Raw genomic sequence first — 25,022 nt, 5'->3', positions numbered from 1 at the left:
TTTAGGGCGCAAATATCTATAAAATTTGATAATAAAGAACGCCAACCCTTTATTTTGTTATTAATTATGAATACCTATAAGCTAGATGCAACTTCCATTAGATAGGCGCAAAGTAAAGCACCGCCTGTACCTACAACATACCCTAAAACAGCTAATAGTACACCAACAGATGTTAATGACGGGTGAAACTCAGCAGCAACCACAGGTGCGGAAGCAGCACCACCAACATTCGCCTGGCTACCTACTGCTAAAAAGAAGTAAGGAGCTCTTATGAGTTTGGCAACCAAAATCATTAATCCTGCATGAATGGCAATCCAAATAAAACCAACAGCAATCAATCCTGGGTTTTCAAGTACTTTATTTAAATCCATTTTCATACCAATAGTTGCTACTAATATATAAATAAACATTCCCCCAATTTTACTGGCACCTGCACCTTCGTAATTCTTTGCTTTGGTAAATGAAAGTGCTATACCTAAACCGGTAGCGATAACCACCATCCAAAAGAAAGCAGATCCTAAGAACGAAAGAAAACTTTTTTTATCGCTAACAGCATCAAAATTACTTTCTAAATAAGTACTGATATGGTCTCCGAAAAAATGTGCCAAACCAACCGCGGTAAACGCTAATGATAACATAATCATATAATCGTTTAAGGTGGGCACACGAGTAATTTTCTCTGTAAACTCCGTCACCTTTATTTTCAAGGTTTCAATAGCAGAAGTATCCGCTTTTAGCCATTTGTCAATCTGTTTGGTTTTACCAACACCTAAAAGCACAATAGCCATCCACACATTGGCAACTACAATATCTATCAATACCATACCACCATATTTTTCTGGATTGTACTGAAAAATTTCTAGCATAGCTGCTTGGTTGGCCCCACCACCGATCCAACTACCAGCGATAGTAGATAACCCCCTCCAAATAGCATCAAAATCATTACCGCCAACGGTATCGGGAGAAAATATGGAAACGATAAGAATAGCAATTGGTCCGCCGATAATGATACCTGCGCTACCGGTCAAAAACATAATAATTGCTTTAGATCCTAAATTGGAAATTGCTTTTATATCTATGCTTAGCGTCATAAGAACAAGCGCTGCAGGCAGTAAATACCTAGTTGCCATAAAGTATAAATTTGAAATTTCATCAGAGACAATACCAGTACTGGTCAATATTGCTGGTAACAGATAACACATAAGTACTGCTGGTACAACGGAGTAAAGCTTACTCCACAATCCGGTTTTTAAGCTTGAGGTGAAAAAGATGAAGCCTAGGCAAAGTGCCAATAGACCGAATACTACGGTATCGTTGGTAATTAAAGGTTGTGTAATAAGATCTGGCATAAATTATTGGTAAGTTGCTAGTATCAAATATAGTTAATATACCAAGTTATTGGCTATGTAATGTGCTACTCCGTCTGCTGTATTTTCTAATGTAATATAATTTGAAATCGCTTTAACCTCATCTCGTGCATTAGCAACGGCAACACCGCAACCTACTTTTTCAAGCATTTCAATATCATTGTAATTATCACCAAAGGCAATGATGTCTGATAGCAATTCATGCTCTTCCATGAGCAGTTTAATTGCAGAGAGCTTCGATACCGATTTTGGGGCAATTTCGATAAGCGTATCATTAGATCGGTACAGGTTAAGAGAATCTCCTAGATTTTCTTGTAGAATAGGCATCAATGTATTTGCACTTGTTTTAGTACACATCAACATGATTTTGTGAGCACCGATGTTACGCTCTTTCCAATTTTGTAATGTTTGCTCGGTATCTTGAAATACTGGGGTAGATTTCGTGTATTTGATTTCTTTTTCTACTCGTAAAGAAGTTTTTGGTACGTACCATTCATTATTATAGTACAACCCTATATCAGCTTCTAAGTTCACACACAACTCGTAAATCGTATTTAAAATATTAATAGGTATAAACACCGAATTAAGTTCTTTATTACCTGATAAAACCAACGCCCCATTATAGCAAATGATGGGTTGGTCAGTAATACCTAAGTCTTCTTGTAAATACCACATTGCACTAGGCATTCTAGCGGAAACAAGTATGATTTTGGTTTCATTTTTTATTTTACCTATTTGCTCGATAGCATTTGGCGAAACATCACTTTTTGTTGAAAGTAGCGTGCCGTCTAAATCTGAACACAAAATTTTATACTTCATATTAGATATTTAACCAGTAGGTAAGTTTAAGATTGATAGATCTATATTTTGGTTCGAAAGAGTTGACAAAGTAATTATCGTTATAAACGATAAACAGGTCGGATAAAGGAGCAAAACGCCATTGTAGTCTAGAATTAAAACCGAGATTATCACGTTGATTACTATACTGAACCAGCGTTGACCAAAAAATAGATTTACTAAAGGTAACGTCTATTTTAGGGCTAATAAGCCAAATATCGGTGCTTGAATAGGGTTCTGGTAGCGATATTTTATCATAGTTCATTACTAACGATAAAAATACCTTTGGTTGAAACCTCAAGTACATTTCTGCACCTACCGAGAATCTATCACCATTGAAAAAACTCCCCATGGTAGGTGATATAGAATATGCAAATCGCTTTCTGCTATCAGATTGATATTCTAATGAAACATAATTGTAATGATAGCCAACTTCATTGGGTAGGGGAATAGCGTCGTCTAAATCGGTTGGGTCAAATTCATCAAAAAGATAGGTATATGAATGCGTATAAGAAACATTAATTTCTGATTGGTCGTTAAATTTCGATTCCCAAGCACCCATTAAATCATAATCTGTATGAAGAAAATCATTTTCGGGGCTCCATGTCATAACTGGGAAGAACTGAAAACTATGGCTTTGCAAGGCGCTATCTTCTGGCCAGAAAACACGTTCTATCATCGTTGCTGATTTAAAAATATCTGTTCTTCGAATAAAGCCAAGGTCAGATCTAAAATCTTCACCAATATAGACTACATCTTCAAAAAAGTTCCAGTTTCTTGAATTATACTGCATAAATGCACCCGACGAAAGATTTGCTTTCCCGGCATTGTGGGCAAAAGATTTATGTAAATAGAATTTACCGTTCCATACATTATTGTCTGAAATAAGGTTGTAGTCTATCCCTGCGACTCTGTTATAGCGGTCATCGGGATCTTGAAATTCATAATCTTCAAAAGTTTGTCTATTGATAAAGAACATGCCAATGTTAGAACGCCCGAATACATTTTGCTGTAATGCTAACATGGTGTTATTGTTAGACGCGATATTTTGTTCTAGGTCCTCTTCGGTCTGTAGGTTTAAAAAGCCTAATCTAAGACCCTGAGTTACTTTTCCACTTAAACGAACACCACCGATAATTTTATTCTCAATAGCATTGTCAGCAGTATCTTTGGCAATCCCTATACGTCTAGAGAAAAACGGATTAGCATCTCTACCACCCCCGAAACTGCCGAATAGATCACTATTATCTATAAAAAATTGTCTTTTCTCGGGTAGCGAAACTTCAAAACGGGTTAAGTTGGTTACCTGATCATCAACCTCTACTTGAGAGAAATCTGGGTTTATCGTTACATCTAAATTCATACTATTACCAATGGCGATTTTAGCATCGCCACCGACATTAAATTTGGTGTTGCCCTCGTTTAGTTCAAAGTCTTTTTGGGATCCTAGATTTACATAGGGAATAATAGCTAGGGGAGTACGATATTTACCTAAAGGTTTCTCAAAAATCATATCGCCCATAAAGGTGAGTCCGTATATATTCTGATTTTGTGGAATATTCATCCAGGTACTATTTTCGTTAGATTGGGTATCAAATCTATAGCTATTGAAACGCCATTTGGTTTCCCCTTCTTTAAATTTAAATGCGGTTAATGGTATAACCATTTCTGACGTATAGTATCCATCATAAATTTTAGAATCTCCGCGCCACTTTACATCCCATGAAATGGTAAAACCGTTTAGATTAAGTCCGCCACCAGAAACTAGACCTTCACGACGAACGCCATAAGGGTTAATACCAAAGAGAAAGGCATTGTTACCATCATTAAATGTGTCGAAAAGTAAGGTAATATTATCACTGTTACCAGCTCTAAAATCTCGTTTTAAAGATTGAATGGAATAATCGTTACCAGAAGTATATATGGTAATGCCTACATAGAGGTTGTCATTATCAAATAGCATTTTTATTTCGGTTTGTTTTTTCGATTGAACCGTGTCTAATGGGAAGTATTGCCAAAATTGATCTGCCTGTTCAGCAGTTTCCCAGCCAGGTTCATCTAGAATTCCGTCAGGTGTAATTTTATCATTAGTTTCTTTTACAACAAATGATTTTTCTGAGGTTTGTGCATGTAATGAATAGCAGAAAAATATAAGTACGAGGGTACTTAAATATTTGGTCATTTTGGTTTGAGTTTGTTAGATGACCAAATTTAAGATTTTGTTTTGTTAAATAAATGCCAAACTCAATTAGGTTTATTTGATTTGGGTTCTCTTTTGGCCTCTTTTAATGCTTTCATTAAGATCCACTCAATTTGCCCGTTGGTACTACGAAACTCGTCTGCAGCCCATTTTTCAATAGCCTGCAGCATTTCTTCGTTCACACGTAGTGCAAAAGGTTTTTTCTTACTCATTTGTAATTTTGAAATACCGTTCTATTACCATTTTTGCATCATTTTCTTTTTGAGTGCCAATTAGTAATTTATTACCGTTTTTTAATACAAGTTGTATGCCTTTGTTACCTTTTACATTCAGAGCTTTATTCTTTCCTGATAGACCGCGGTAACCCCATCCACCATATTCTCGAATGGGACTATATTTACGTACAAAGCATTTTTCAATTTCATGCCACCTAATTATTTTTTTTGAAATATTTATAGGTATAAATTGATAATGTATACCGATTTCATCGATAGTAGTTTTTAAATTAAAAACATATATCAGCGGTATTACAAGGGCAATTACTAATATAAATATCGTTTGACCTACTCGGTCATCTGCCGCTACATTACCTACGGCATCCTCCAACACAAACCAGGTATAACAATTATATAACATCAAAAATAGCAAAGCTATGTTTATCAATAGAAGCCACCATTGTGTAAAACGCTGAGTTTCGTTGAAGATTCGCATATTAATGATTTAAAGAGCCTGCATTTACAATAGGGGAAACATCCTTATCTGAACATAGAACGACCATTAGGTTACTTACCATGGCAGATTTTCTTTCATCATCTAGATTTACCAGATTCTTTTTACTCAATTCTTCTAAAGCCATTTCAACCATACTAACGGCACCTTCTACTATTTTATGTCTCGCAGCGACTATGGCTGTAGCTTGCTGTCTTTTCAACATGGCGTTTGCTATCTCTTGCGCATAAGCCAAATAGCCTATACGCGCTTCTAACACTTCTAGACCTGCCATAGAAAGGCGTTCTTGCAACTCTTGTTCTAATGCCTCACTTACCTCGTTTACACTAGACCTTAAGGTAATATCTTCGTCAAGACCTTCGTCGGCAAAATTATCATAAGGGTACATACTCGCTAGTTTACGCACGGCAGCATCGGTCTGTACACGCACAAAATTTTGATAATCATCAACATCGAAAGCAGCTTTGTAGGTATTGGTTACGCGCCAAACAAGTATTGTGCTGATCATAATTGGGTTACCAAGTTTGTCATTTACCTTTAACCGTTCGCTATCAAAATTACTAGCTCGTAATGAAATTCTTTTTTTGGTGTATAGGGGATTCGCCCAGAAAAGTCCGTTCTCTTTGATCGTACCCATGTATTTACCAAATAGTAGTAAAACTCTTGAGCTATTCGGATTCACCAATACAAACCCTGCACACATAAATAATGCGGCAAAAACCATAAAGGCACCAACATAGATTCTAAGAAGTGCAATACCCCCAACCAATAGTACTAAGACTACAAAAAGCATTATGTAGCCATTCTGTGCTTTGTGAATTTTCTCTACTTTCATAATTTATGATATTAAAATGATATCATAAATATATCAAATTAAATAATACAAATTACGATCGAGGTCAAATTTGATTAAAAAATAGATTATCCATTAAACTTTTTGTTCTTCTTTTTATTCGGATTTTTAAAGAGACGCTTAAAGAATCCGTCGCGTTTTACGGGGTCACAATTCAATGCTTCTAACACGGAAGATGAAGGTTTTTTAAAACTGGTTTTTGTGTATTTATCAAAACCTTTGTCTTTGTTCAACTCTTGCATCCATAGTGCAAATAGGGGTAGAGCGGCATTTGCACCTTGCCCTATATTCGTATTACTGAATCCGATTTCATGTTGATCAAGACCCACCCAAGTTATGTGAACCAACTTTGGGGTCAGGGCAACAAACCAAGCATCTTTATTATTTTGGGTAGTACCTGTTTTACCGGCAATGTCATTTTTGAGTCCGTATGTATTTCTAAGTCTAGCTGCCGTTCCAGAATTGACAGTAGATTTCATCATTTCAATCATTATCTGACTAGTTTCTTTAGAAAAAGCGACTTTTTCGTTCAATTTGGGCTTAAATTCAGCTAAAACGGAGTCTTTATGATTAGAAATGCTTTTGATCAAATTTGGTTGAATATGATTGCCATTATTTGCATAACTGGTGTAAGCTTGTGCCAAATCGATGATTTTGATTTCACCTGTACCTAGAGCAATCGAAGCTTCATTGGGCAATTTATCTTCTATACCCATGCTTTTTGCCATATCTAAAACATTGCCAATACCGGCTTGTTCCAATACTTTTACAGCAATGGTATTGATAGAATTGCTCAGGCCTTCTTCCATAGAATAGTTGAGGTAAGCTTCGTTTTTATTGCCAGAATTAGAAGGTGACCAACCTTTTAGATTATCATATTCAATTTCTTCGGCAGAGAAATAAGTACATGGCGAAACACCTTGTTCCACAGCAGTTGTGTACACAATGGGTTTGAATGTAGAACCGACTTGGCGTTTGCTTTGCGAAATATGATCATACTTATATTGTTCAAAATTAATACCGCCGATCCATACCAAGATATCACCATTACTAGGGTCTACAGCTAAAGAACCCGTATTTAAGAATTTGGTATAATGTTGAATACTATCCATAGTACTCGCGGTTGTTTCTTCATCTTCTTGCCACGATTTGAAAGTCCTTTTTTGTTTGTCTTTAGATAAGCTATCTATAATTTGCGCATGCGACAAACCAGAACTCTGCAGTCTTTTATATGTAGGTGTTCGCTTGGCTATTTTTTCCATTAACTTTTTATCTTTTAACCAAGGTGCGTTAGAACCGTAACTTTTTTCGAAACTATTTTGCAGTTTCGTCATATGTTGTACCATGGCTTCTTCAGCCAATTTTTGCATTTTGTAGTTTAGTGTAGTGTAAATTTTTAATCCCGATGTATAGATGTTATAATCGGTATGATCATTTTGCTCGGCAATCCAAAGCAGCATTTCTTTACGAACCTCTTCTCTGAAGTAAGGTGCAATTCCGGCATTGTAATCGAACTCTCTATAGTCTAAATTAAGACCTTCTTGAGAGTATTGTGCTACCTGTTCTTCTGAGATGAAATCATTGTTATACATAGCACGTAATACCAAATTACGTCTGCCCAAACTTTTATAAGGAAATATTCTTGGGTTATAGCCATAAGTAGCTTTTAGCATACCTACCAAAGTAGCGGCTTGGGTAGCGGTTATATCTTTAGTACTAGAGTTGAAAAACTTAAGAGCGGCGCTTTCAATACCAAAGGTGTTATCACCAAAAGAAACGGTATTTAGGTAATTGGTAAGAATCTCGTCTTTAGTGAAAATCTTCTCTAGTCTTTTGGCGATAATCATTTCTTTCACCTTGTCGACTACTATATTGGTTTTATTTCGCTCTTTTCTAGGGTAGAGATTTTTAGCTAACTGTTGCGTAAGCGTACTACCGCCGCCAGAAGAGTTGTCGCCCAAAAGAACAGTTTTGAAACCGACTCTAATTAAACTTCTAATGTCTACACCAGAGTGTTCGTAAAAACGCTCATCTTCCATGGCAATTAATGCGTGTATTAAATCTTTTGGAAAATCGGTAAAAGTAACTGGTTGCCGGTCATACAAATAATATTTTCCGATCAATACACTATCTGCCGAATAAACTTCAGATGCCATTTGATATTGAAAATTAGAGAGTTCTTTTTTAGAGGGAATTTTACCCCATAAACCTATGTTGACACTACCTATAAATATGATAAATAATACGAAAAGACTTAGTATGCCTAAGCCGATTATTTTACGAATGCTTAATTTTCGTTTAGATGATTTTCTCGTCTTCCTCTTCATATGTGCAAGTTCAGATATAAATTTAATCTTACCAAGTTTTAACAATACCTTAAAATATGTTGTACTATTTTTGGATAAAATTATAGTGATGAAAAATTGTATTATTTTATTGTTTTTGGTAACGAATTTCACCTTTGCGAATGATATGTATTGGTCAAAAACTGGGCATAGAGTTGTTGGTGAAGTTGCTGAGCAACATTTAAGTAAAAAGGCAAAACGTGCCATTGAAAGTTTGTTGGAAGGGGAGAGTTTGGCTGCTGTTGCCAATTTTGGCGATGAAATAAAATCTGACCGGGCCTATCGCAAATTCAGTGCGTGGCATTACGTGAATATTCCTTTTGGCAAAACCTATGCAGAAATAGAGAAGAATGAATATGGCGATTTGGTACAAGGGGTTAATACATGTTTAGAAATTATAAAAGACGAAAACAGCAGTAAAGAGGATAAAGCCTTCTATCTAAAATTTTTGGTTCATTTAATTGGAGATTTACACCAACCTATGCATGTAGGCAGAGGAGAGGATAAAGGAGGTAACGATATTCAACTACAATGGTTTGGTAGTGGTACCAACTTACATAGAGTGTGGGATTCTAATATGATCAACGAAAACGGAATGAGTTTTACAGAACTCGCTACTGAATACCCTGAAATGTCTAAAGAGCAAATTAAATTTCTACAAAGCGGAAGTTTGCTTGACTGGGTAGAAGAATCTCATCTATTGGCAGAGAAAGTTTATGCATCGGTAGAGCCAGGTGAAAAACTAAGCTACCGTTATAGTTATGATTGGTGGGATACTGCTGCAAATCAATTACAAAAAGGCGGAGTTCGCCTTGCTGCAGTATTGAACGAGGCATTTAAATAATTATCGTTTAGATATTTATTTCCTGTAATGTTGCGTTGTCTAGAACATCTAAATCGGTCCATTTCATCGGATCTTAATTTAGCATGTTTTGTGGCGCGACCTTGAACACGTTTGCGCCACATTCTAAAACTACTTGGTTTCATTTCGCGACGCATGACTTCGATAGTCTCTTGTTCGCTAATACCAAATTGAAAAGTAATGGCTTCAAATGGCGTACGGTCTTCCCATGCCATCTCAATAATACGATCTAATTCTCTTTCTGTAAATTCTTTAATCATAACGGTATAAAGATAATACATGGTGATAAATAGAAAACAACACGTATCCGTTTTTTTATAACTCAAAACGAATAGAGCAAAAAAAGAAAGCTTCTAAATGGGGGTGGAATACACCATCCGGAAGCTTTAAAATTTTGATGTTATATATAAGGTATAACTTTTACACCAAAACATTCTTTAGTTCATTACGGTACTCCGAAGGATTTTGACCGGTAAATGCTTTGAATGATTTATTAAAGTGAGAGAAGTTATTGAATCCGCATTCAAAACAAACCTCTGTTATACTCATTGGTTTTTCTGCCAAAAGTTTAGAGGCGTGTACTAAACGATATTCGTTAACGAATTGTATGTACGTTTTATTCGTAATCTTTTTAAAGTACCTACAGAAAGATGGTATGGTCATACTCACCATAGAAGATATCTCTTCTAGCGTAAGTTCTTCTCTAAAGTTATTTTTAACGTGATTGAATACGATGTTAATTCGGTCATTATCTTTTACATCGGTAGTAAATGAAAACCCCTCTGCATTCAATAATCGAATATCTTCTGAATTTCCTAATTCATTCAATATATTAAGGATAGAAAGTAGCCTTTGAAAATCGGTCTGATATTCTAAAACCTCCATTTTGTCTCCTATTTTTCGTTTTGTCTTCCCAGAAAAAGCAATTCCGCCACTAGCGCTATTAAACAAGCTTGCAATTTTCTTCATCTCGGGAAGGCTAAAGAAGTCTGGTCCTAAGAAATCTAACTTCATTTGAACAACCGTTTCACTAGTATTACCGGTAAGGGCATCTGTAAAGCCGCAATGAGGTAAATTACTACCTATTAGTATAAGGTCACCGTTCGTATAGTACGATACATGACTACCAATTTGTCTTTTACCAGAGCCACCATTTACATAGACTAACTCAAGTTCTGGGTGGTAGTGCCAAAGATTATTTTTATTCAATCGATGTTCATCAAACTTTTGATAAGTAAAAGAATGACCGAAATCTGGCTTAATAGCTTCGAATGTAGGTTTTTGTTTTACCATGATATTAGGGGATTATACTATAAAATTAAACCTTCTAATTTGTATGTTCTTTGCAAAATTAACTAAAATATGTGGAATCTTAACCATAGGGTAGTAATCGATATATGAAGTGGTTAAAATAGCACACAAATAGGGAAAATATGATGTAGTGAGAGTTTTATAACGGCTGTATGTTTGTAGTGTAAATTATCATTAACCCTTAAATAATTTATATTATGAAAAACCTAGTAAAATTCACAACAGTTGTTGCCTTTATGTTAGCTACAGTAGCAGGCATGGCAAGAGAGCCAAAATTAAACCTATTATCTGCGGGTAAAGCCAAGAGTGTGGTTTTAACTATGGATGCATCTATTAATGGTGTACAGGTTAAGTTAATGGATTCTGATTTAAATGTTATTTATTCAGAAAAAATGACCGAAGGTCAGTTTAGCAAGAAATTAAACCTTAAAGATTTGACAGATGGAGTTTACTTCTTATCTGCCGATGATAATATGACAGCATATTCATATACAATCGTTTTAGATAACGATAATGTGAAAATCGTAGAATCTGATGAAGAGATCAAGCCTTTCTTTAGAAAGACTGATAATATGATCTTCATGAACTATTTGAACTTAGATAAAGCAGATTTATCTATCAAGATTTACGATACAGAAAGTAGAACAGTATTTACACAAGAAGTAGCAGATGAAATGATTGTTGAGAAAGCATTCAATTTCACAGATGCTTTCCCAGGTACTTACACGGTAACCGTGAAGTCTGCAGGTAAAACATATACTGAAGAGTTTGTTGTTAATTAAGTTGATTTAAGTTGATTTTAAGAAGGGGACGGGAGCGTCCCCTTTTTTTTTGCTATAATTTTAAGTACATAAAAGCCCAATACATTAAAGCAAATTGTATTGGCAATCTCAGTAAAAGTGCCCACTTTGGTAATCCTGCACTTGCCTTTTCGCTAGACAACATATAAAAGTGCACCAATAAGAATACGGCTAGCATAGCAATAATGCCATAAATGGAAAAGTTTTTGGTCTCTTTAAAAAATAGACCAATACCCAAAACAATCTCTGCTACACCACTTAGCAGAACCAAAGCTTTGTGAGCAGGTAAGTAGCGTGGCATAATTCTAAGATATATCTTAGGTTTTATAAAATGCATAAAGCCCGCAAAAATATAGATTGCGCCCAATACATATAAGTGCCACGGATAAGTCATAGGTATTTTAAAGTTTAATATGTTAAGCTTTGGTGTTTGCGGAAATCCAATTCATGATTTTTTCTTCAAGTAATGCTAACGGTACGCAACCTACTTCTAAAACTTTCTCATGAAATACTTTAATGTCAAAATCTTTACCAAGGTTAGCTTCAGCCTTAGCACGAAGTTCCATGATTTTTAGCTGACCAATTTTATAGGATAGTGCCTGACCAGGATTTGCCATATATCTTTCTATTTCTGCGGTAATACTAGCCTCAGATTCTGCTTCGTTATCTAAAGAATATTGAATTGCTTTTTCTCTAGACCATCCTTTGGAATGTAAACCTGTATCTACGACCAAACGAACTGCACGGTGCATTTCTGCCCCTAGCATTCCAAAATATTGGTATGGGTCAGTGTACAAACCTAGCTCTTTACCTAAAGATTCTGTGTACAAAGCCCAACCTTCACCATATGCGCTATACCAAAGTGTTTTTCTGAACTCGGGTAAATTTTCATTTTCTTGTGTCAGCGAAATTTGAAAGTGGTGCCCCGGGATTGCTTCATGCAAAAATAAATCTTCATCAGAGTAGGTGTTGTAAGCGGTAACGTCTGGTATAGGAACATAAAATATTCCAGGTCTGGTACCATCTAAAGAACCAGGGTTGTATTCTGCACTGGCAGAAGCTTCTCTAAAAGCCTCTGTTCGTCTTACTTCAAAAGGAGTTGTAGGTTGTTTGCTAAATAAAGCATTTACCTTAGGCATCATTCTTTTGTGGATGTCATTAAAATTATCGATAACCTCTTGTGGGTCTTTGTTGGGCATCAGTTCCTTTTTGTTACGAACCTCATTAAAGAACGCTTTTAGGTCACCATTAAAACCTACTTGCTTTTTAACAGCTTCCATTTCAGCGCTAATTCTAGCTACTTCTTTTAATCCAATTTCATGGATTTCTGAAGCAGTCATATTAGTTGTAGTGTACAATTTTATTTGATGTGCGTAATACTCATCGCCATTTGGTATTCCTTGTATACCACTAGTTTCTCTACCGGCATTTAAATATTCGGTAGCCATAAAATCATGAAGTTCTTTGTACGCAGGAATTATTTTATTGGTAATTACATTTGTATAAACTTCGGTTAATCGTTGTTTATCTGAGTCGGAAAAATCTGCAGGGAAGTTTTTAATCGGACTGTAGAACAAGTTGTCTTCAAGTTCGGTGTTAGCAACACTGGCTAGTTGAGGTAATACTTTTTTGATAAGCGATTTAGGTAATACGTTTTTAGATTTGATACCTTCTTGCATTTTAGATTTGGCTGAGTGTAACCAGACTTCATAATCTTCTAAACGCTTGCTCCAGTTTATATAATCTTCGGTAGTCTTGAAGGGTTGCGCACTTGTGCCACCAGCTAATTGACCCATCATTAAATTCATGGACCACATTTGGTCTATTGGCGTATACTGTTCAAAAGCTAGTCCCTCTAAATTTACTTCGCATTCCCATTTTAATATAGCTTTAGACATTAGCTCACTTTCAGAAAGTTGCGCATTGTCAAATTTCTCCGCTTTTTCTAAATAGGTTTGGTAATAGTTGACCAGTTCATTCTTGTAACTATCAGAAAGAAAATTTGGTAAGGTATCATTATATCTATTATCACCTTGAAAAGTAGCGGCTAACGGATTCAATTTTAACCCGTCATCATAATAATGCGCCAACAGCGTGATGAAACCAATATTGTGAATAGTTGGGTTGGTTGAAACCTCTGCGTTCGTCGTTAGTTGAGCCTGAGTATGCAGCCCAGCAGTTAGGGCAAGTAGTATAATTAGCTTTTTCATTAAATTGAGTATTAAAATATTATAGGTATTTCATGAATCTGTCCTTTTTGTATTGCGGTACAGCTTCGTTGGTCATGAACAGTTCTAGCAAATCTTTTGATTTTTCTTTTGCGAACATCAATTCATAAAATTGTTGGGAGGTGAAAGTATTTATAGATTGTTCCACTAATATCATTTCATCACCGGCAGATACAAGACCTTCTTCTAGTATTTTTACGTAGGTACCTGGGTGATTATGAGTGATAAATTCTTTAAGTATTTTTTGCGTTCCAAAACGGATGCCTAGTTTATAACAAGGTTCACGTGGCTGAGAAACTTGTACCAGCGCTTTACCTAGTTTGTAAATGTCGCCTACACGAATTTTAGATTCATCAAGACCTTCTACGGTTAGGTTTTCTCCGAACATGCCCCAATCCCATTCTAAATCTGGGTAAAGATTCTTCCAATAATCATAATAGTCGGCAGAGAAAAGATAGCATGCTTTGTTGGTGCCACCATGGTGAACACGGTCTATTACAGTGTCATCTTTAACGTCATTTTTAGTTAGAAATAAACTTTTAGAAGTTGGGTATTTGAAGATACCGGTTTGCTCTGTGGCGCCGTTCCATTCAAAAGTTACTGCATCTCCTATGTTCGTTGAAATCACCTTCATGTGGTGAAGATAAAAAAAGCACTAGTATTTATAATAAAAGGTTTACCTAAAGTTGACCAAACTGTTATTAAATTGGTTGAAAACAGCTTATGTAAATGATTAACTATAGATTTTTATGCTTCATATTTGCTAATTTCTAAATTTAGTAATTAGACTATTTGTATTGATTAGTTGTCAAAGTGTCTAGTAATATGCCAGTATTTTGAACATTTGGAGTAGTACTGTTTTCTGGAAAGTACCAGAAAGAGATGGTTTTTAACGTATCTATTTCCGTTTTTGTTCCTTTTTGTTTTTTGTTAGCAGGTCCAATTACCCTAACAAGGTGTTTGCCTTTTTCTAAACCCTCTAAATCTATATAAGTTTCAAATCCGAATCTATCATTTTTATTATTTGTCAGAATAAATTCTTTTTCAAAAAACATAGTATCAATTTTTATTTTAAAAATCCGGTTCATTACATTCAAAAATTTTTGCTGCTTTTTTAGTACTGCTTTTTCAGGATCATTTGTTAACCCCATACTTTGAAACATTTTTTCTGGTTGAAAAGTAAATCCTCTTTTATCATTCTCTGGTTTCAATGTGGTATCGGTTTCAATAATTGCATCTTCAATGAAATTATTGAAACCAACAAATATTTTCATGTAAGGCTTGTCAATTACTTTAGATGAGATGGAAATAAAGTCAATCATATCTTCTTTTTCGATTAATTGATCTTCGTAATTTAATTTATTGATAAACGTACTAGATGAAGCCTGATTAATAATTTGAAAATTTGAATTTTGATTTCCAGTTAAACCAAAAAATAGCGAAATCACGAAATAAAAGGGTAGAATATATATAGCAACCCATCTAGCTTTTTTTTGATCTAAAAAATTATAAACTAAAGGACGATAAATAAAAGAGAGTGAAATAATATTGAAAACTTTATAAATGGGATAATATAACTTAGCGGTCATATCATTTTTTTTCAAAATTCCCATACCTAGAAAATCAATCACTAAAAATAAAATGCAAATAGCATACGGTATTCCAATTAAGCACATTAAGATTATAGATGTGGTTTTTGAAAACCAATCGGTCATGAAAATTAGATAAACTAATAATTGAAAAATACCCATTATTAAAAAATAGGATAAAAAATAAAAAACCATTAAAAAGGCTAAAGCAAATAGAGAACTACAAATGTTTTCAAGTCTAGAGATATATCGGTCAAAAGAACCTACTTTAACTTGAAGGAAATTTGTGAATTTATCGGTGTAACCAAGTTCTTTATAGTCAATTTCCCCAGAAACATAACGTAAGCCTAAGGTGCCGATCCACAACCCTCTTAGAATAACATGAATTAAAAGAACAATCATCAGTATATAAACACCATTAATAGTAGGCCCAAGCAAGAATTTATAAATTTCGTCATCTTGCTTTAAGGCTTTTAAATATTCAATTTGTAAAAAATCTTGTGATTGCCATAACCCATATATTGCAAAACCTGATATTATGAGTTCAAGTTGCCAACTTTCAGTCTGTAGCTTGTCTAATAATTTTTTGAAAGAAGTAGAGCTATGGTTGTTATTCATTGTTTTGATTATTTCAAGAAAGATAACAACATTTAACAAAAAAAGCCACTACAAAAAATGTAGTGGCTTTTCTTAAGATTATAGGAAATGGAAATTACTTTACCATCTCGTAGCTACGCTTAATGAAATCTGTTAAAGCTTTACCTTTAAGTAAGCCTTTAGATAACTTCGCCAAGTCCAGTGATTGATTGATCAATCGCTCTTTTTTCTTCGCAGTCTTTGTATTTAAAAACTCACTAACCAGTGGGTGATTTGTGTTTACAATTAAGTTATACATGTCTGGCATAGAACCCATACCGAACATACCACCGCCACCGCCGGTCTGTTGCATTTCTTTCATACGACGCATAAACTCAGGTTCAGTAATTGTGAACGGAGAAGAATCACTATCCATAGCTTCTAGTTGAACTGTAAAGCTTTTATCAGTTATAGCTTCTTCCAATTCTTTCTTCAAGGTCTCTTTTTCTTCTTCAGATAATTTAGAGATTTGAGTTTCTTCCTTTTGGATCAATTTGTCAATATGATCAGCATCTACACGTGCAAAAGAAATATTCTCTTTAGAGCTTTCTAGCTTCTGCATTAAGTGACCGATGATAGGCGAATCTAATAACAATACTTCGTAACCTTTAGCCTTTGCAGTTTCAATATAACTGTGTTGTGCTTCTTTGTCAGATGCGTAAAGAATAACTGTTTTTCCGTCTTTGTCTGTCTGTGTATCTTTTATTTTCTCTTGCAATTCTTCAAACGTAAAGTAAGAACCATCTACGGTTGGGTAAAGTGCAAACTTATCTGCTTTGTCAAAGAACTTATCTTCAGAAAGCATTCCGTATTCAATAACGATTTTAATATCGTTCCACTTCGCTTCAAACTCGGCACGATCATTTTTGAACAGCGAGTTCATTTTATCAGCCACCTTTCTAGTGATGTAAGAAGATATTTTCTTTACCGCACCATCAGCCTGTAAATACGAACGAGATACGTTTAGCGGAATATCGGGAGAATCTATAACACCACGTAACATGGTCAAAAATTCTGGTACGATACCTTCAACATTATCAGTTACGAATACCTGATTTTGATACAATTGAATTTTATCTTTCTGCTGATTTAAATCGTTAGAAAGTTTTGGGAAATATAGAATACCAGTAAGGTTAAAAGGATAATCTACGTTTAAATGAATATGAAATAAAGGCTCTTCGAACTGCATTGGGTAAAGCTCTCTGTAAAAACTCTTATAGTCTTCTGGCTTTAAATCTGCAGGTTGCTTTGTCCATGCTGGGTTAGGGTTGTTAATGATATTATCAACCTCTTTCGTAGGTGCAGGATCTTCTTCTTTTGCACCTTCAGGTTTTGGTAAGGTTTCAGTCCTCATTCCAAATTTGATCGGAATAGGCATGAACTTGTTATACTTACTTAAAAGCTCGTTTATTTTGCCATCTTCTAAAAACTCGGTAGAATCATCTGCGATATGAAGAATGATTTCCGTACCACGCGTTTCTTTTTCTGCTGGTTCCATGATAAATTCTGGAGAACCGTCACATGACCAATGAACCGCTGGCTCATCTTTAAAACTCTTGGTGATAATCTCTACTTTATGGGCAACCATAAACGCAGAATAGAATCCAAGTCCAAAATGACCAATAATTCCTGAGTCCTTCGCAGAGTCTTCATATTTGTTCAAGAACTCTTCAGCACCAGAAAAAGCTACTTCATTAATATACTTCTTTACTTCTTCTTCTGTCATACCTAGACCTTGGTCAATGATATGTAGCTTCTTACCTTCTTTGTCTACTTTAACCTCTATAATAGGGTTGCCATATTCAACCTTTGCCTCACCAATAGTGGTCAAGTGCTTCATTTTTAAGGTTGCATCGGTTGCATTCGAAATCAACTCTCTTAGAAAAATCTCGTGATCACTGTACAAGAACTTCTTGATCAGTGGAAAAATGTTGTCTACGGACACATTAATTTTACCTGTTGCCATTTTTATATTTTTTATGCCACAGTTAGTGCGGCCATTATTAATAATGTTTGTTCGTTGCTAATGGTCAAAAAAAATACCACAATAGCTTATTGTGACAAACTGACAGTTTACTGCCTTTAAAAGTTTAACATATATTTTTGTTTATGAAATATTAAAAAAGGTTAAACATAATGTATATTTGTATTGTGATTATGAAAAAGTGCTATGAGAAAGAATTTTAAGCATAATCACATGTTGATTATTTATTGGTTAGGTTGTTTTGAAAACGTGCTATTTTTAAATAGCACGTTTTTGCTAAATAAAAGCTAATGTTTCATGAAAGCTTCTAACTATGAAATCTGCATCGTACCTTATATAAAAATAATTTGATATGCCTGCAAAAGCTAAAAAAGTAACAAAAGAGACTATTATAACAATGTTTATGGACTACGTTTTAGAAAACGAGAAGTTACCTAAAACAGTTTATAAATTTTGTAAAGTAAATGCTATTAAAGAATCAGATTTTTATCTTCATTTTGGATCAATAGATGCCATCAAGAAAGGTATTTGGAATACATTTTATATCAACACAGTTAGTGTGATAGAGAAAAATAAAGAGTATCAAGATTTTACCAATAGAGAAAAGATGCTTACGTTTTTCTATACCTTCTTTGAAGTATTGACATTGAATAGAAGCTATATCTTATTTATAATGGATAGCGCTTCTGGTCCGTTTAAAAATATGGAACAGTTAAAAGGACTTAGAAAAAATATTAAGGAGTTTTCTAAGGGCTTGATTGCAGATGGAAATGCAGACAAGAATTTAAAAATCACGAAACACAATCCGCAATTGTTTTCAGAGGGGGCATGGTTGCAGACTATGTTTTTAATGAATTTTTGGAAATCGGATGATTCTGCAGCATTTGAAAAAACAGATGTAGCTATTGAAAAATCTGTAAACACCATTTTCGATGTGTTTGATAACACACCTTTAGAGAATATTCTAGACTTCGGGAAATTTCTTTACAAGGAAACCTTTGCCTAATCTAACCCCTACGATTTGAAAACACTTGATAAAATACCTACCGGAAAAATAGAGCGTGCAAGCAAGCTGGTGAAAACTGGAGCTAAGATTGGTGGTAATTATGCCAAGTATTTGGGCAAGAAAATTATAAATCCAGACACGACTAAAGACGAATTGAACGAAGATAATGCCGCAGATATATATGATGGGTTAAAATCATTGAAGGGTAGTGCACTTAAGGTTGCCCAGATGTTGAGTATGGAGAAAAATTTACTACCTAATGCTTATGTAGAAAAGTTTTCACTTTCACAATTTTCAGTTCCCCCTTTATCGGCACCATTAGTTAGAAAGACTTTTAAAAAGTATTTGGATAAATACCCAGAGGAAGTTTTTGATACATTCGATAAAGATTCTATAAATGCCGCTAGTATAGGTCAGGTACATAAAGCTACTAAAGACGGTAAAAATTTAGCGATAAAAATTCAGTACCCAGGTGTAGCACAAAGTATAAGTAGCGATTTGGCGATTGTGAAGCCTATTGCTATTCGTATGTTCAATCTTCAAGGCAAAGATTCAGATAAATATTTTAAGGAAGTTGAAAATAAACTGGTAGAAGAGACAGATTATATTTTAGAAGTAGCACAAAGTAAAGAGATTACCGAAGCATGTGCGGTAATACCAAATATCAATTTTCCAAAGTATTATACAGAACTATCTAGTTCACGTATTATTACGATGGATTGGATGACCGGTAAACACTTGAGTGAATTTACAAAAACAGATTTTTCTCAGGCAACAGGAGATAAGTTAGGTCAGGCATTGTGGGATTTCTACATGTTTCAAATTCACGGCTTAAGAAAAGTACATGCCGATCCGCACCCAGGTAATTTCTTGGTGAATGATATTGAAGAGCTTATTGCTATCGATTTTGGTTGCATTAAAGAAGTGCCAGATTCCTTTTATGTACCGTATTTTGAATTGGCAAGACCAGAGGTGATTTCAAATGATGAGAAGTTTACCGAAAAGTTATATGAGCTTGAAATACTGATGACTACAGATGCATCAGAGGAAATATTATTTTTTAAATCAATATTTCATCAATTGCTAAGTTTATTTACATCACCATTTCACAATGAAGATTTTGATTTTGGCAATGAGGTTTTTTGGAGTGAAATAGCGGCGTTAGGTGAACAATTCTCTTCTGATAAGCAAATTAGAAAAATGAATGGAAATAGAGGTTCAAAGCACTTTTTGTATATGAACCGTACCTTCTTTGGTCTTTACAATCTTCTTCATGATTTAAAGGCAAATATTAAAGTAAACGATTACAAGAAATATTTGAATAAATAATTTCACACTCATTCTTATAATAGATGATTGTTATATTTTTAAAAAAATTTCTTAATAGTTGTTTATATTGCAACACTAATTCAACCTGAACTTTATCAGGATTAAAATATTACTATGTATAATTCAAAAATAATTGGCTTAGGTCATTATGTACCTGAAAACGTAGTGACAAACGATGATTTGTCTAAGGTAATGGAAACAAATGATGCTTGGATCCAAGAACGTACCGGTATAAAAGAGAGAAGGCATGTGGTAAAAGGTGATGGAGACACCACTACTACCATGGGTGTTAAGGCAGCTAAAATTGCCATTGAAAGAGCCGGTATTGATAAAGACGATATTGATTTTATTGTTTTTGCTACTTTGAGTCCCGATTATTATTTCCCTGGTCCTGGTGTATTGGTTCAAAGAGATTTAGGTATTAAAACTGTTGGTGCGTTAGATGTACGTAACCAATGTTCTGGTTTTGTGTATGCTATCTCTATTGCAGATCAATATATAAAAACAGGTATGTACAAAAATGTACTTGTTATAGGTTCAGAACTTCACTCTCATGGCTTAGATATGACTACAAGGGGTAGGGGAGTTTCAGTAATTTTTGGTGATGGTGCCGGTGCGGCAGTATTGACCAGAGAAGAAGATACTACCAAAGGTATATTGTCAACACATCTACATTCAGAAGGTCAGCATGCAGAAGAACTTTCTTTAATTGCACCTGGTATGGGTAATAGATGGGTAACGGATATTATGGAGGACAATGATCCTAATGACGAATCTTATTATCCGCATATGAATGGTCAATTTGTATTTAAAAATGCAGTTGTTCGTTTCAGTGAGGTTATTGTAGAAGGTTTGGAGAAAAATAAATTGAATGCGACCGATATTGATTTGTTGGTTCCGCATCAAGCCAACTTGAGAATATCTCAATTTATTCAAAAGAAATTTCAATTAAGTGATGACCAGGTTTTCAATAATATTATGAAATATGGTAATACTACAGCCGCATCTATTCCGATAGCGCTTACAGAAGCATGGGAAGAAGGTAAAGTGAAAAGTGGAGACTTAGTAGTTTTAGCTGCATTTGGTAGTGGTTTTACCTGGGGCAGTGTCATCATTAGATGGTAAAAATAAAGCACCCATAGTTTTTGCTATGGGTGCTATATAGATTTATTCAATAAGAAAAAACCAACCAATCTTCAATATTAAATATCCCTATATAAAGTAATAGACGCAGTTAAGGTTCGATTGTTACTAATTATAGCTAATTTCTCATTTTCAATATAATTTAAAGTAAACAGGAGGTTTAGAAAAGCTTTTAAAAGAAGAAACCCGAACATTCCAAAATGAATTGGAAGCCGGGCTTCAAATGCTGATAGGCTATACTAAACACTAACCATTAACTATAAACATATAGCGTTACCAACAATTTTTTTATACTCGTAGAGTATTTAACTTTACTAATAGACGAAATATTGTCCGATTAGTTACAGTTTATATAATTTTTAACATTATTTTATCATGAAAAAGACCCTAGTGTTCGGAGCCTCCTTAAAACCAAATCGATATAGCAATTTAGCGATACATAGACTGGTTGATTCGGGGGTTGAAACCTTAGCTTATGGATTAAGAGAAGGTGAGGTTTCAGGAGTCAATATCAGCAATAATTTAGACAAAATTAGTGATATTCATACAATTACCCTATATATAAATCCAAAAAGACAAGAAGAATATTTTAATAGTATAATTTATTTAGCTCCAAAAAGAGTGATTTTTAATCCAGGAACAGAAAATCCGAAATTATATAAACTACTGGAAAATAGTGGTATAGAGGTTGATATTGCATGTACTTTGGTGCTTTTAAGTACAGGTCAGTATTAAGTAATACCGTTAATATTGGCATTGGTATTTTTTTTACGAATGAGCCATAATCCTACAAAGGTTAGCAGACCATTCAACGGTAAAAGCTCATATCCGAAGATATAACCACCAAAATAGTCACTTGGTAACTTCGCTAAAATGAGAATTATCGACACACAAACAAGCGCAACAATCCATACATATTTATCTTTTACTTGATGTTTTGTGAAAATTCCGAAAGAAAATAATCCTAGCAGCGGTCCGTAGGTATATGAGGCTACGGTTAATAATCCGTCAATTACATTTTTATCCAATATATATTTAAAAGAGATGACTACGAGAATTAACAGAACGCTCATACCAATATGTGTAATTCTACGGGTCTTTTTTGCTACATGTTCAGATTTCTTTTCGGTATTAAGAAAATCGATACAAAACGATGTGGTTAACGAGGTAAGTGCGCTGTCTGCACTACTATATGCCGCGGCGATTAAACCGAGCATAAACGTAACTGCAACGGTTATACCTAAGCCGCTGTTTAATGCTATCTCTGGAAATAATAGATCAGACTTCGGTGATCCGTCCATAAGTGGTAGCGCTATATTGTGTGCGTCTGCATAAATAAATAGCAATGCACCAAGAAGCATGAAAACGAAAGTAACAACAACCAATACAATACTAAAGCTGACCATATTTTTTTGAGCTTCACCTAAGTTTCTGCACGTCAAGTTCTTCTGCATCATATCTTGATCAAGTCCCGTCATGCAAATAGTAATGAACATTCCGCCTAAAAACGATTTTATCAAATGATTTTTAGAAGAAAGATGGTCAGTAAAAAAGGTCTTACTGTACTGACCTAATTCGGGTGAGTTTAGAAACTCCATGAAAGTCCAGTCCATTTTATCCAATATAAAATAAATGGATAATCCCACAGATACCAACATAAACAAAGTTTGCAAGGTATCGGTCCAAACAATTGTTTTTATTCCGCCTTTAAAAGTATAAATCCAAATTAGTAATATGGATAGAATAACTGTAATTTCAAAAGGAACGTTCCAAGCATCGAATACGAATTGCTGCAGAACAATAGCTACTAGAAATAAACGAAAAGCAGCGCCAAGAACTCTTGAGATGAAAAATGAAATAGCGCCCACTTTATAACTTACAAAGCCAAATCTATCATCTAAATACTGATAAATAGAGGTTACATTCTGCTTGTAATAAATAGGAAGCAGTACAAACGCGGTAACCATGTAGCCTAAAAAGTACCCAAAAACAACTTGCATGTAACTAAATTCAGAAGCCTTTACCCAACCTGGTACAGAAATAAAGGTAACACCAGATAAAGAGGCTCCCACCATACCAAATGCAACTAAATACCATGGTGACTGTTTACCTGCCTTAAAAAAATCTTCGTTAGAATCATTTTTGCCGGTGAAATATGAAATAATCAACAGCAAAACAAAGTAGCCAGAGATTAAAAGTAAAATATGTGAGGCGTTCATGGTGTAAAATTTGCGGCAAATTACAAAAAGTTAAAGGAGCTTGTGAGATAACTTAAAATCTTGGAGCTTAATTTGAGAATACTTTAATTAAGAACTGATAAAGGTGGTTTACATTTTATTACCGATTTAATTTTGATACCTTTTCGAATATCAAATTCTAAATAAAAATAATTATGAATAAGGGGCATCTTTTGAAAAATAAAATCTTTTTAGGTTTACTGATTTTCGGCTTGCTATTAAGTAATGTGTTAAGTGGTCAAGAGAGTGTAGTTGCGGACAAGAAAATTGATAAGGCAGTCGGTAAGCTTTTGAAAGATAAAAAAATAAAAAATGCTTTTGAGATTATAGATGCTATTGAGAATGAAACAGAACGTGATTTGATTGCGTTAACAGAAATTCCGGCTCCACCTTTTATGGAAGCTGAGAGGGCAGAAGCATTTAAGGAAATGTTTATGGAAGCAGGTTTAGATGAAGTTTCAATTGATGATGTAGGTAATGTTGTAGCAATAAGAAAAGGAACGGTTGGGGGTAAAATAGTTGTTTTAGATGCTCATTTAGATACCGTATTCCCAGAAGGGACCGATGTAAAAGTAGTAAAGAAAGGAGATACCTTGGTTGCACCTGGCGTTGGAGATGATACAAGAGGTTTAGTAATGTTGCTAGCTATTTTTAAAGCTATGAAGAAAGCTGATGTCAGTACTGAGGCTGATGTTTGGTTCGTTGGTTCTGTTGGTGAAGAAGGATTAGGAGATTTACGTGGAGTTAAGCATTTGTTCAGAGAAGGAGCTCAAAAAATTGATTCATGGATATCTATAGATGGCGGTACGGTTGGTAGAGTGAATAATGCAGGGTTAGGTTCTGTAAGGTATAAAGCGCTGTTTAAAGGAAAAGGAGGACATTCATGGGGTGCATTCGGATTGGCAAATCCGCATCATGCGCTTGGTTTGGCAATAAAAGAGTTTACTGAAAATGCTAAGGCATTTACTGATGAAGGAGCGAAGACAAGTTTTAATATAGGTAGAATAGGAGGTGGAACTTCGGTTAATTCTATTCCTTTTGAATCTTGGATGGAAGTTGATATGAGGTCTGTTGATAGTGGTCGATTAAAAGAAGTAGAAGCTATTTTTAAAGAATCTATGGAAACTGCTTTAAAGGCATATAATAATACAGGTATTGATGATGAAATATCATTAGAGCTTATAAAAATTGGTGATAGACCATCAGGCGAGCTTTCATTAGACACTCCTTTAGTGCAGCGTGCCATTAGTGCTACCAATTTATTTGGATATAAACCAAGTCTTACTAGAGGTTCTACAAATAGTAATATTCCTATTTCTATGGGTATACCAGCAATCACCATTGGTAGAGGTGGTATTGGCGGTGGTGCACATTCACTTCATGAATGGTGGCTTAATGAAAATGGTGCAGAAGCTATTAAATTGGCAATGTTGCTTACTGTTATTGAAGCTGGTTACGTAAAATAGCGATTATTTATAAAATCTTTCCAGTATTTTTCAAATGTTAAATAATTTTATGAAAACCGTAAGAGTTGATTTTCAAGTTTAGTTGTAAATTTATACCGAC

22 protein-coding genes are annotated in these 25,022 nt (G+C 34.7%); 7 read left to right on the top strand and 15 right to left on the bottom strand.

The features are described from left to right. Positions 1 to 74: 74 nt before the first annotated feature. The 7 genes from Q4500_RS16965 to Q4500_RS16935 all read right to left on the bottom strand — a co-directional run bounded on the left by Q4500_RS16965 (position 75) and on the right by Q4500_RS16935 (position 8,313). Positions 75 to 1,349, bottom strand: coding sequence for a DUF819 domain-containing protein (locus tag Q4500_RS16965; RefSeq protein WP_303600777.1), 1,275 nt, complete (start codon positions 1,347 to 1,349; stop codon positions 75 to 77). A 33-nt stretch (positions 1,350 to 1,382) separates the two neighbouring features. After that, positions 1,383 to 2,186 carry a Cof-type HAD-IIB family hydrolase gene (locus tag Q4500_RS16960; RefSeq protein WP_303600776.1) on the bottom strand — a complete coding sequence of 268 codons (804 nt, stop codon included), beginning with the start codon at positions 2,184 to 2,186 and terminating at the stop codon, positions 1,383 to 1,385. A 1-nt stretch (position 2,187) separates the two neighbouring features. Continuing rightward, a complete protein-coding gene (locus Q4500_RS16955; RefSeq protein ID WP_303600775.1) occupies positions 2,188 to 4,386 on the bottom strand; it encodes a DUF5916 domain-containing protein in 2,199 nt (732 codons plus the stop codon). Between the two features lie 62 nt (positions 4,387 to 4,448). Then, entirely contained in the window at positions 4,449 to 4,616 is a 168-nt protein-coding gene (locus tag Q4500_RS16950; protein WP_133688961.1) for an Arc family DNA-binding protein, read from the bottom strand. Then, positions 4,609 to 5,115, bottom strand: coding sequence for a hypothetical protein (locus Q4500_RS16945; protein ID WP_303600774.1), 507 nt, complete (start codon positions 5,113 to 5,115; stop codon positions 4,609 to 4,611). The genes Q4500_RS16950 and Q4500_RS16945 overlap by 8 nt, the downstream gene beginning before the upstream one ends. A gap of 1 nt (position 5,116) precedes the next feature. Beyond that, complete coding sequence (locus Q4500_RS16940; protein ID WP_303600773.1) at positions 5,117 to 5,968, bottom strand: SPFH domain-containing protein; 852 nt, start codon at positions 5,966 to 5,968, stop codon at positions 5,117 to 5,119. Positions 5,969 to 6,054: 86 nt separating this feature from the next. Further along, positions 6,055 to 8,313 carry a transglycosylase domain-containing protein gene (locus Q4500_RS16935; protein ID WP_303600772.1) on the bottom strand — a complete coding sequence of 753 codons (2,259 nt, stop codon included), beginning with the start codon at positions 8,311 to 8,313 and terminating at the stop codon, positions 6,055 to 6,057. Positions 8,314 to 8,401: 88 nt separating this feature from the next. On the opposite strand from Q4500_RS16935, the gene Q4500_RS16930 reads away from it, so the two are divergent. After that, positions 8,402 to 9,175, top strand: coding sequence for a S1/P1 nuclease (locus Q4500_RS16930; RefSeq protein ID WP_303600771.1), 774 nt, complete (start codon positions 8,402 to 8,404; stop codon positions 9,173 to 9,175). On the opposite strand, the gene Q4500_RS16925 is transcribed toward Q4500_RS16930, so the two are convergent. Next, on the bottom strand, positions 9,118 to 9,453 hold the full coding sequence (locus Q4500_RS16925; RefSeq protein ID WP_303600770.1) for a TIGR03643 family protein: 336 nt from the start codon (positions 9,451 to 9,453) through the stop codon (positions 9,118 to 9,120). The two genes, Q4500_RS16930 and Q4500_RS16925, sit on opposite strands and share 58 nt — an antisense overlap. A gap of 160 nt (positions 9,454 to 9,613) precedes the next feature. After that, on the bottom strand, positions 9,614 to 10,486 hold the full coding sequence (locus Q4500_RS16920) for an AraC family transcriptional regulator (RefSeq protein ID WP_303600769.1): 873 nt from the start codon (positions 10,484 to 10,486) through the stop codon (positions 9,614 to 9,616). Positions 10,487 to 10,701: 215 nt separating this feature from the next. On the opposite strand from Q4500_RS16920, the gene Q4500_RS16915 reads away from it, so the two are divergent. Further along, entirely contained in the window at positions 10,702 to 11,286 is a 585-nt protein-coding gene (locus tag Q4500_RS16915; protein ID WP_303600768.1) for a hypothetical protein, read from the top strand. Positions 11,287 to 11,338: 52 nt separating this feature from the next. On the opposite strand, the gene Q4500_RS16910 is transcribed toward Q4500_RS16915, so the two are convergent. The 5 genes from Q4500_RS16910 to htpG form a co-directional block, all read right to left on the bottom strand. Next, positions 11,339 to 11,698, bottom strand: coding sequence for a MauE/DoxX family redox-associated membrane protein (locus tag Q4500_RS16910; RefSeq protein ID WP_303600767.1), 360 nt, complete (start codon positions 11,696 to 11,698; stop codon positions 11,339 to 11,341). A 22-nt stretch (positions 11,699 to 11,720) separates the two neighbouring features. Next, the gene (locus Q4500_RS16905) at positions 11,721 to 13,514 is read right to left on the bottom strand and encodes a DUF885 family protein (protein ID WP_303600766.1); all 1,794 of its coding nucleotides are present in this window, start codon (positions 13,512 to 13,514) and stop codon (positions 11,721 to 11,723) included. A gap of 19 nt (positions 13,515 to 13,533) precedes the next feature. After that, on the bottom strand, positions 13,534 to 14,166 hold the full coding sequence (locus Q4500_RS16900; RefSeq protein WP_303600765.1) for an MOSC domain-containing protein: 633 nt from the start codon (positions 14,164 to 14,166) through the stop codon (positions 13,534 to 13,536). Positions 14,167 to 14,320: 154 nt separating this feature from the next. Then, positions 14,321 to 15,739 (bottom strand): hypothetical protein, encoded by a 1,419-nt coding sequence (locus Q4500_RS16895; RefSeq protein WP_303600764.1) that lies wholly within the window; start codon positions 15,737 to 15,739, stop codon positions 14,321 to 14,323. 94 nt (positions 15,740 to 15,833) lie between these two features. Then, positions 15,834 to 17,723 carry a molecular chaperone HtpG gene (gene htpG, locus Q4500_RS16890; protein WP_303600763.1) on the bottom strand — a complete coding sequence of 630 codons (1,890 nt, stop codon included), beginning with the start codon at positions 17,721 to 17,723 and terminating at the stop codon, positions 15,834 to 15,836. A 370-nt stretch (positions 17,724 to 18,093) separates the two neighbouring features. Between htpG and Q4500_RS16885 the strand changes: the two genes are divergently transcribed. From Q4500_RS16885 to Q4500_RS16870, 4 genes are all read left to right on the top strand, one after another. After that, positions 18,094 to 18,747: a TetR family transcriptional regulator C-terminal domain-containing protein gene (locus Q4500_RS16885; protein ID WP_303600762.1), complete on the top strand. Its 654-nt coding sequence runs from the start codon at positions 18,094 to 18,096 to the stop codon at positions 18,745 to 18,747. A 15-nt stretch (positions 18,748 to 18,762) separates the two neighbouring features. After that, the gene (locus Q4500_RS16880) at positions 18,763 to 20,076 is read left to right on the top strand and encodes an AarF/ABC1/UbiB kinase family protein (RefSeq protein ID WP_303600761.1); all 1,314 of its coding nucleotides are present in this window, start codon (positions 18,763 to 18,765) and stop codon (positions 20,074 to 20,076) included. Between the two features lie 114 nt (positions 20,077 to 20,190). Continuing rightward, on the top strand, positions 20,191 to 21,201 hold the full coding sequence (locus Q4500_RS16875; RefSeq protein ID WP_303600760.1) for a 3-oxoacyl-ACP synthase III family protein: 1,011 nt from the start codon (positions 20,191 to 20,193) through the stop codon (positions 21,199 to 21,201). Between the two features lie 393 nt (positions 21,202 to 21,594). Next, positions 21,595 to 21,954 carry a CoA-binding protein gene (locus Q4500_RS16870; RefSeq protein ID WP_303600759.1) on the top strand — a complete coding sequence of 120 codons (360 nt, stop codon included), beginning with the start codon at positions 21,595 to 21,597 and terminating at the stop codon, positions 21,952 to 21,954. On the opposite strand, the gene Q4500_RS16865 is transcribed toward Q4500_RS16870, so the two are convergent. Continuing rightward, a complete protein-coding gene (locus Q4500_RS16865; RefSeq protein WP_303600758.1) occupies positions 21,951 to 23,438 on the bottom strand; it encodes a sodium:solute symporter in 1,488 nt (495 codons plus the stop codon). The two genes, Q4500_RS16870 and Q4500_RS16865, sit on opposite strands and share 4 nt — an antisense overlap. 173 nt (positions 23,439 to 23,611) lie before the next feature. On the opposite strand from Q4500_RS16865, the gene Q4500_RS16860 reads away from it, so the two are divergent. Further along, complete coding sequence (locus Q4500_RS16860; RefSeq protein WP_303600757.1) at positions 23,612 to 24,922, top strand: M20/M25/M40 family metallo-hydrolase; 1,311 nt, start codon at positions 23,612 to 23,614, stop codon at positions 24,920 to 24,922. The last annotated feature ends 100 nt before the right edge of the window (positions 24,923 to 25,022 follow it).

The sequence above is a fragment of the Maribacter sp. 1_MG-2023 genome, assembly GCF_030547005.1.
Lineage (GTDB): Bacteria > Bacteroidota > Bacteroidia > Flavobacteriales > Flavobacteriaceae > Maribacter.
Note: the sequence above shows the minus strand (reverse complement) of the source record. Positions and strands in the feature narration are given on the sequence as shown.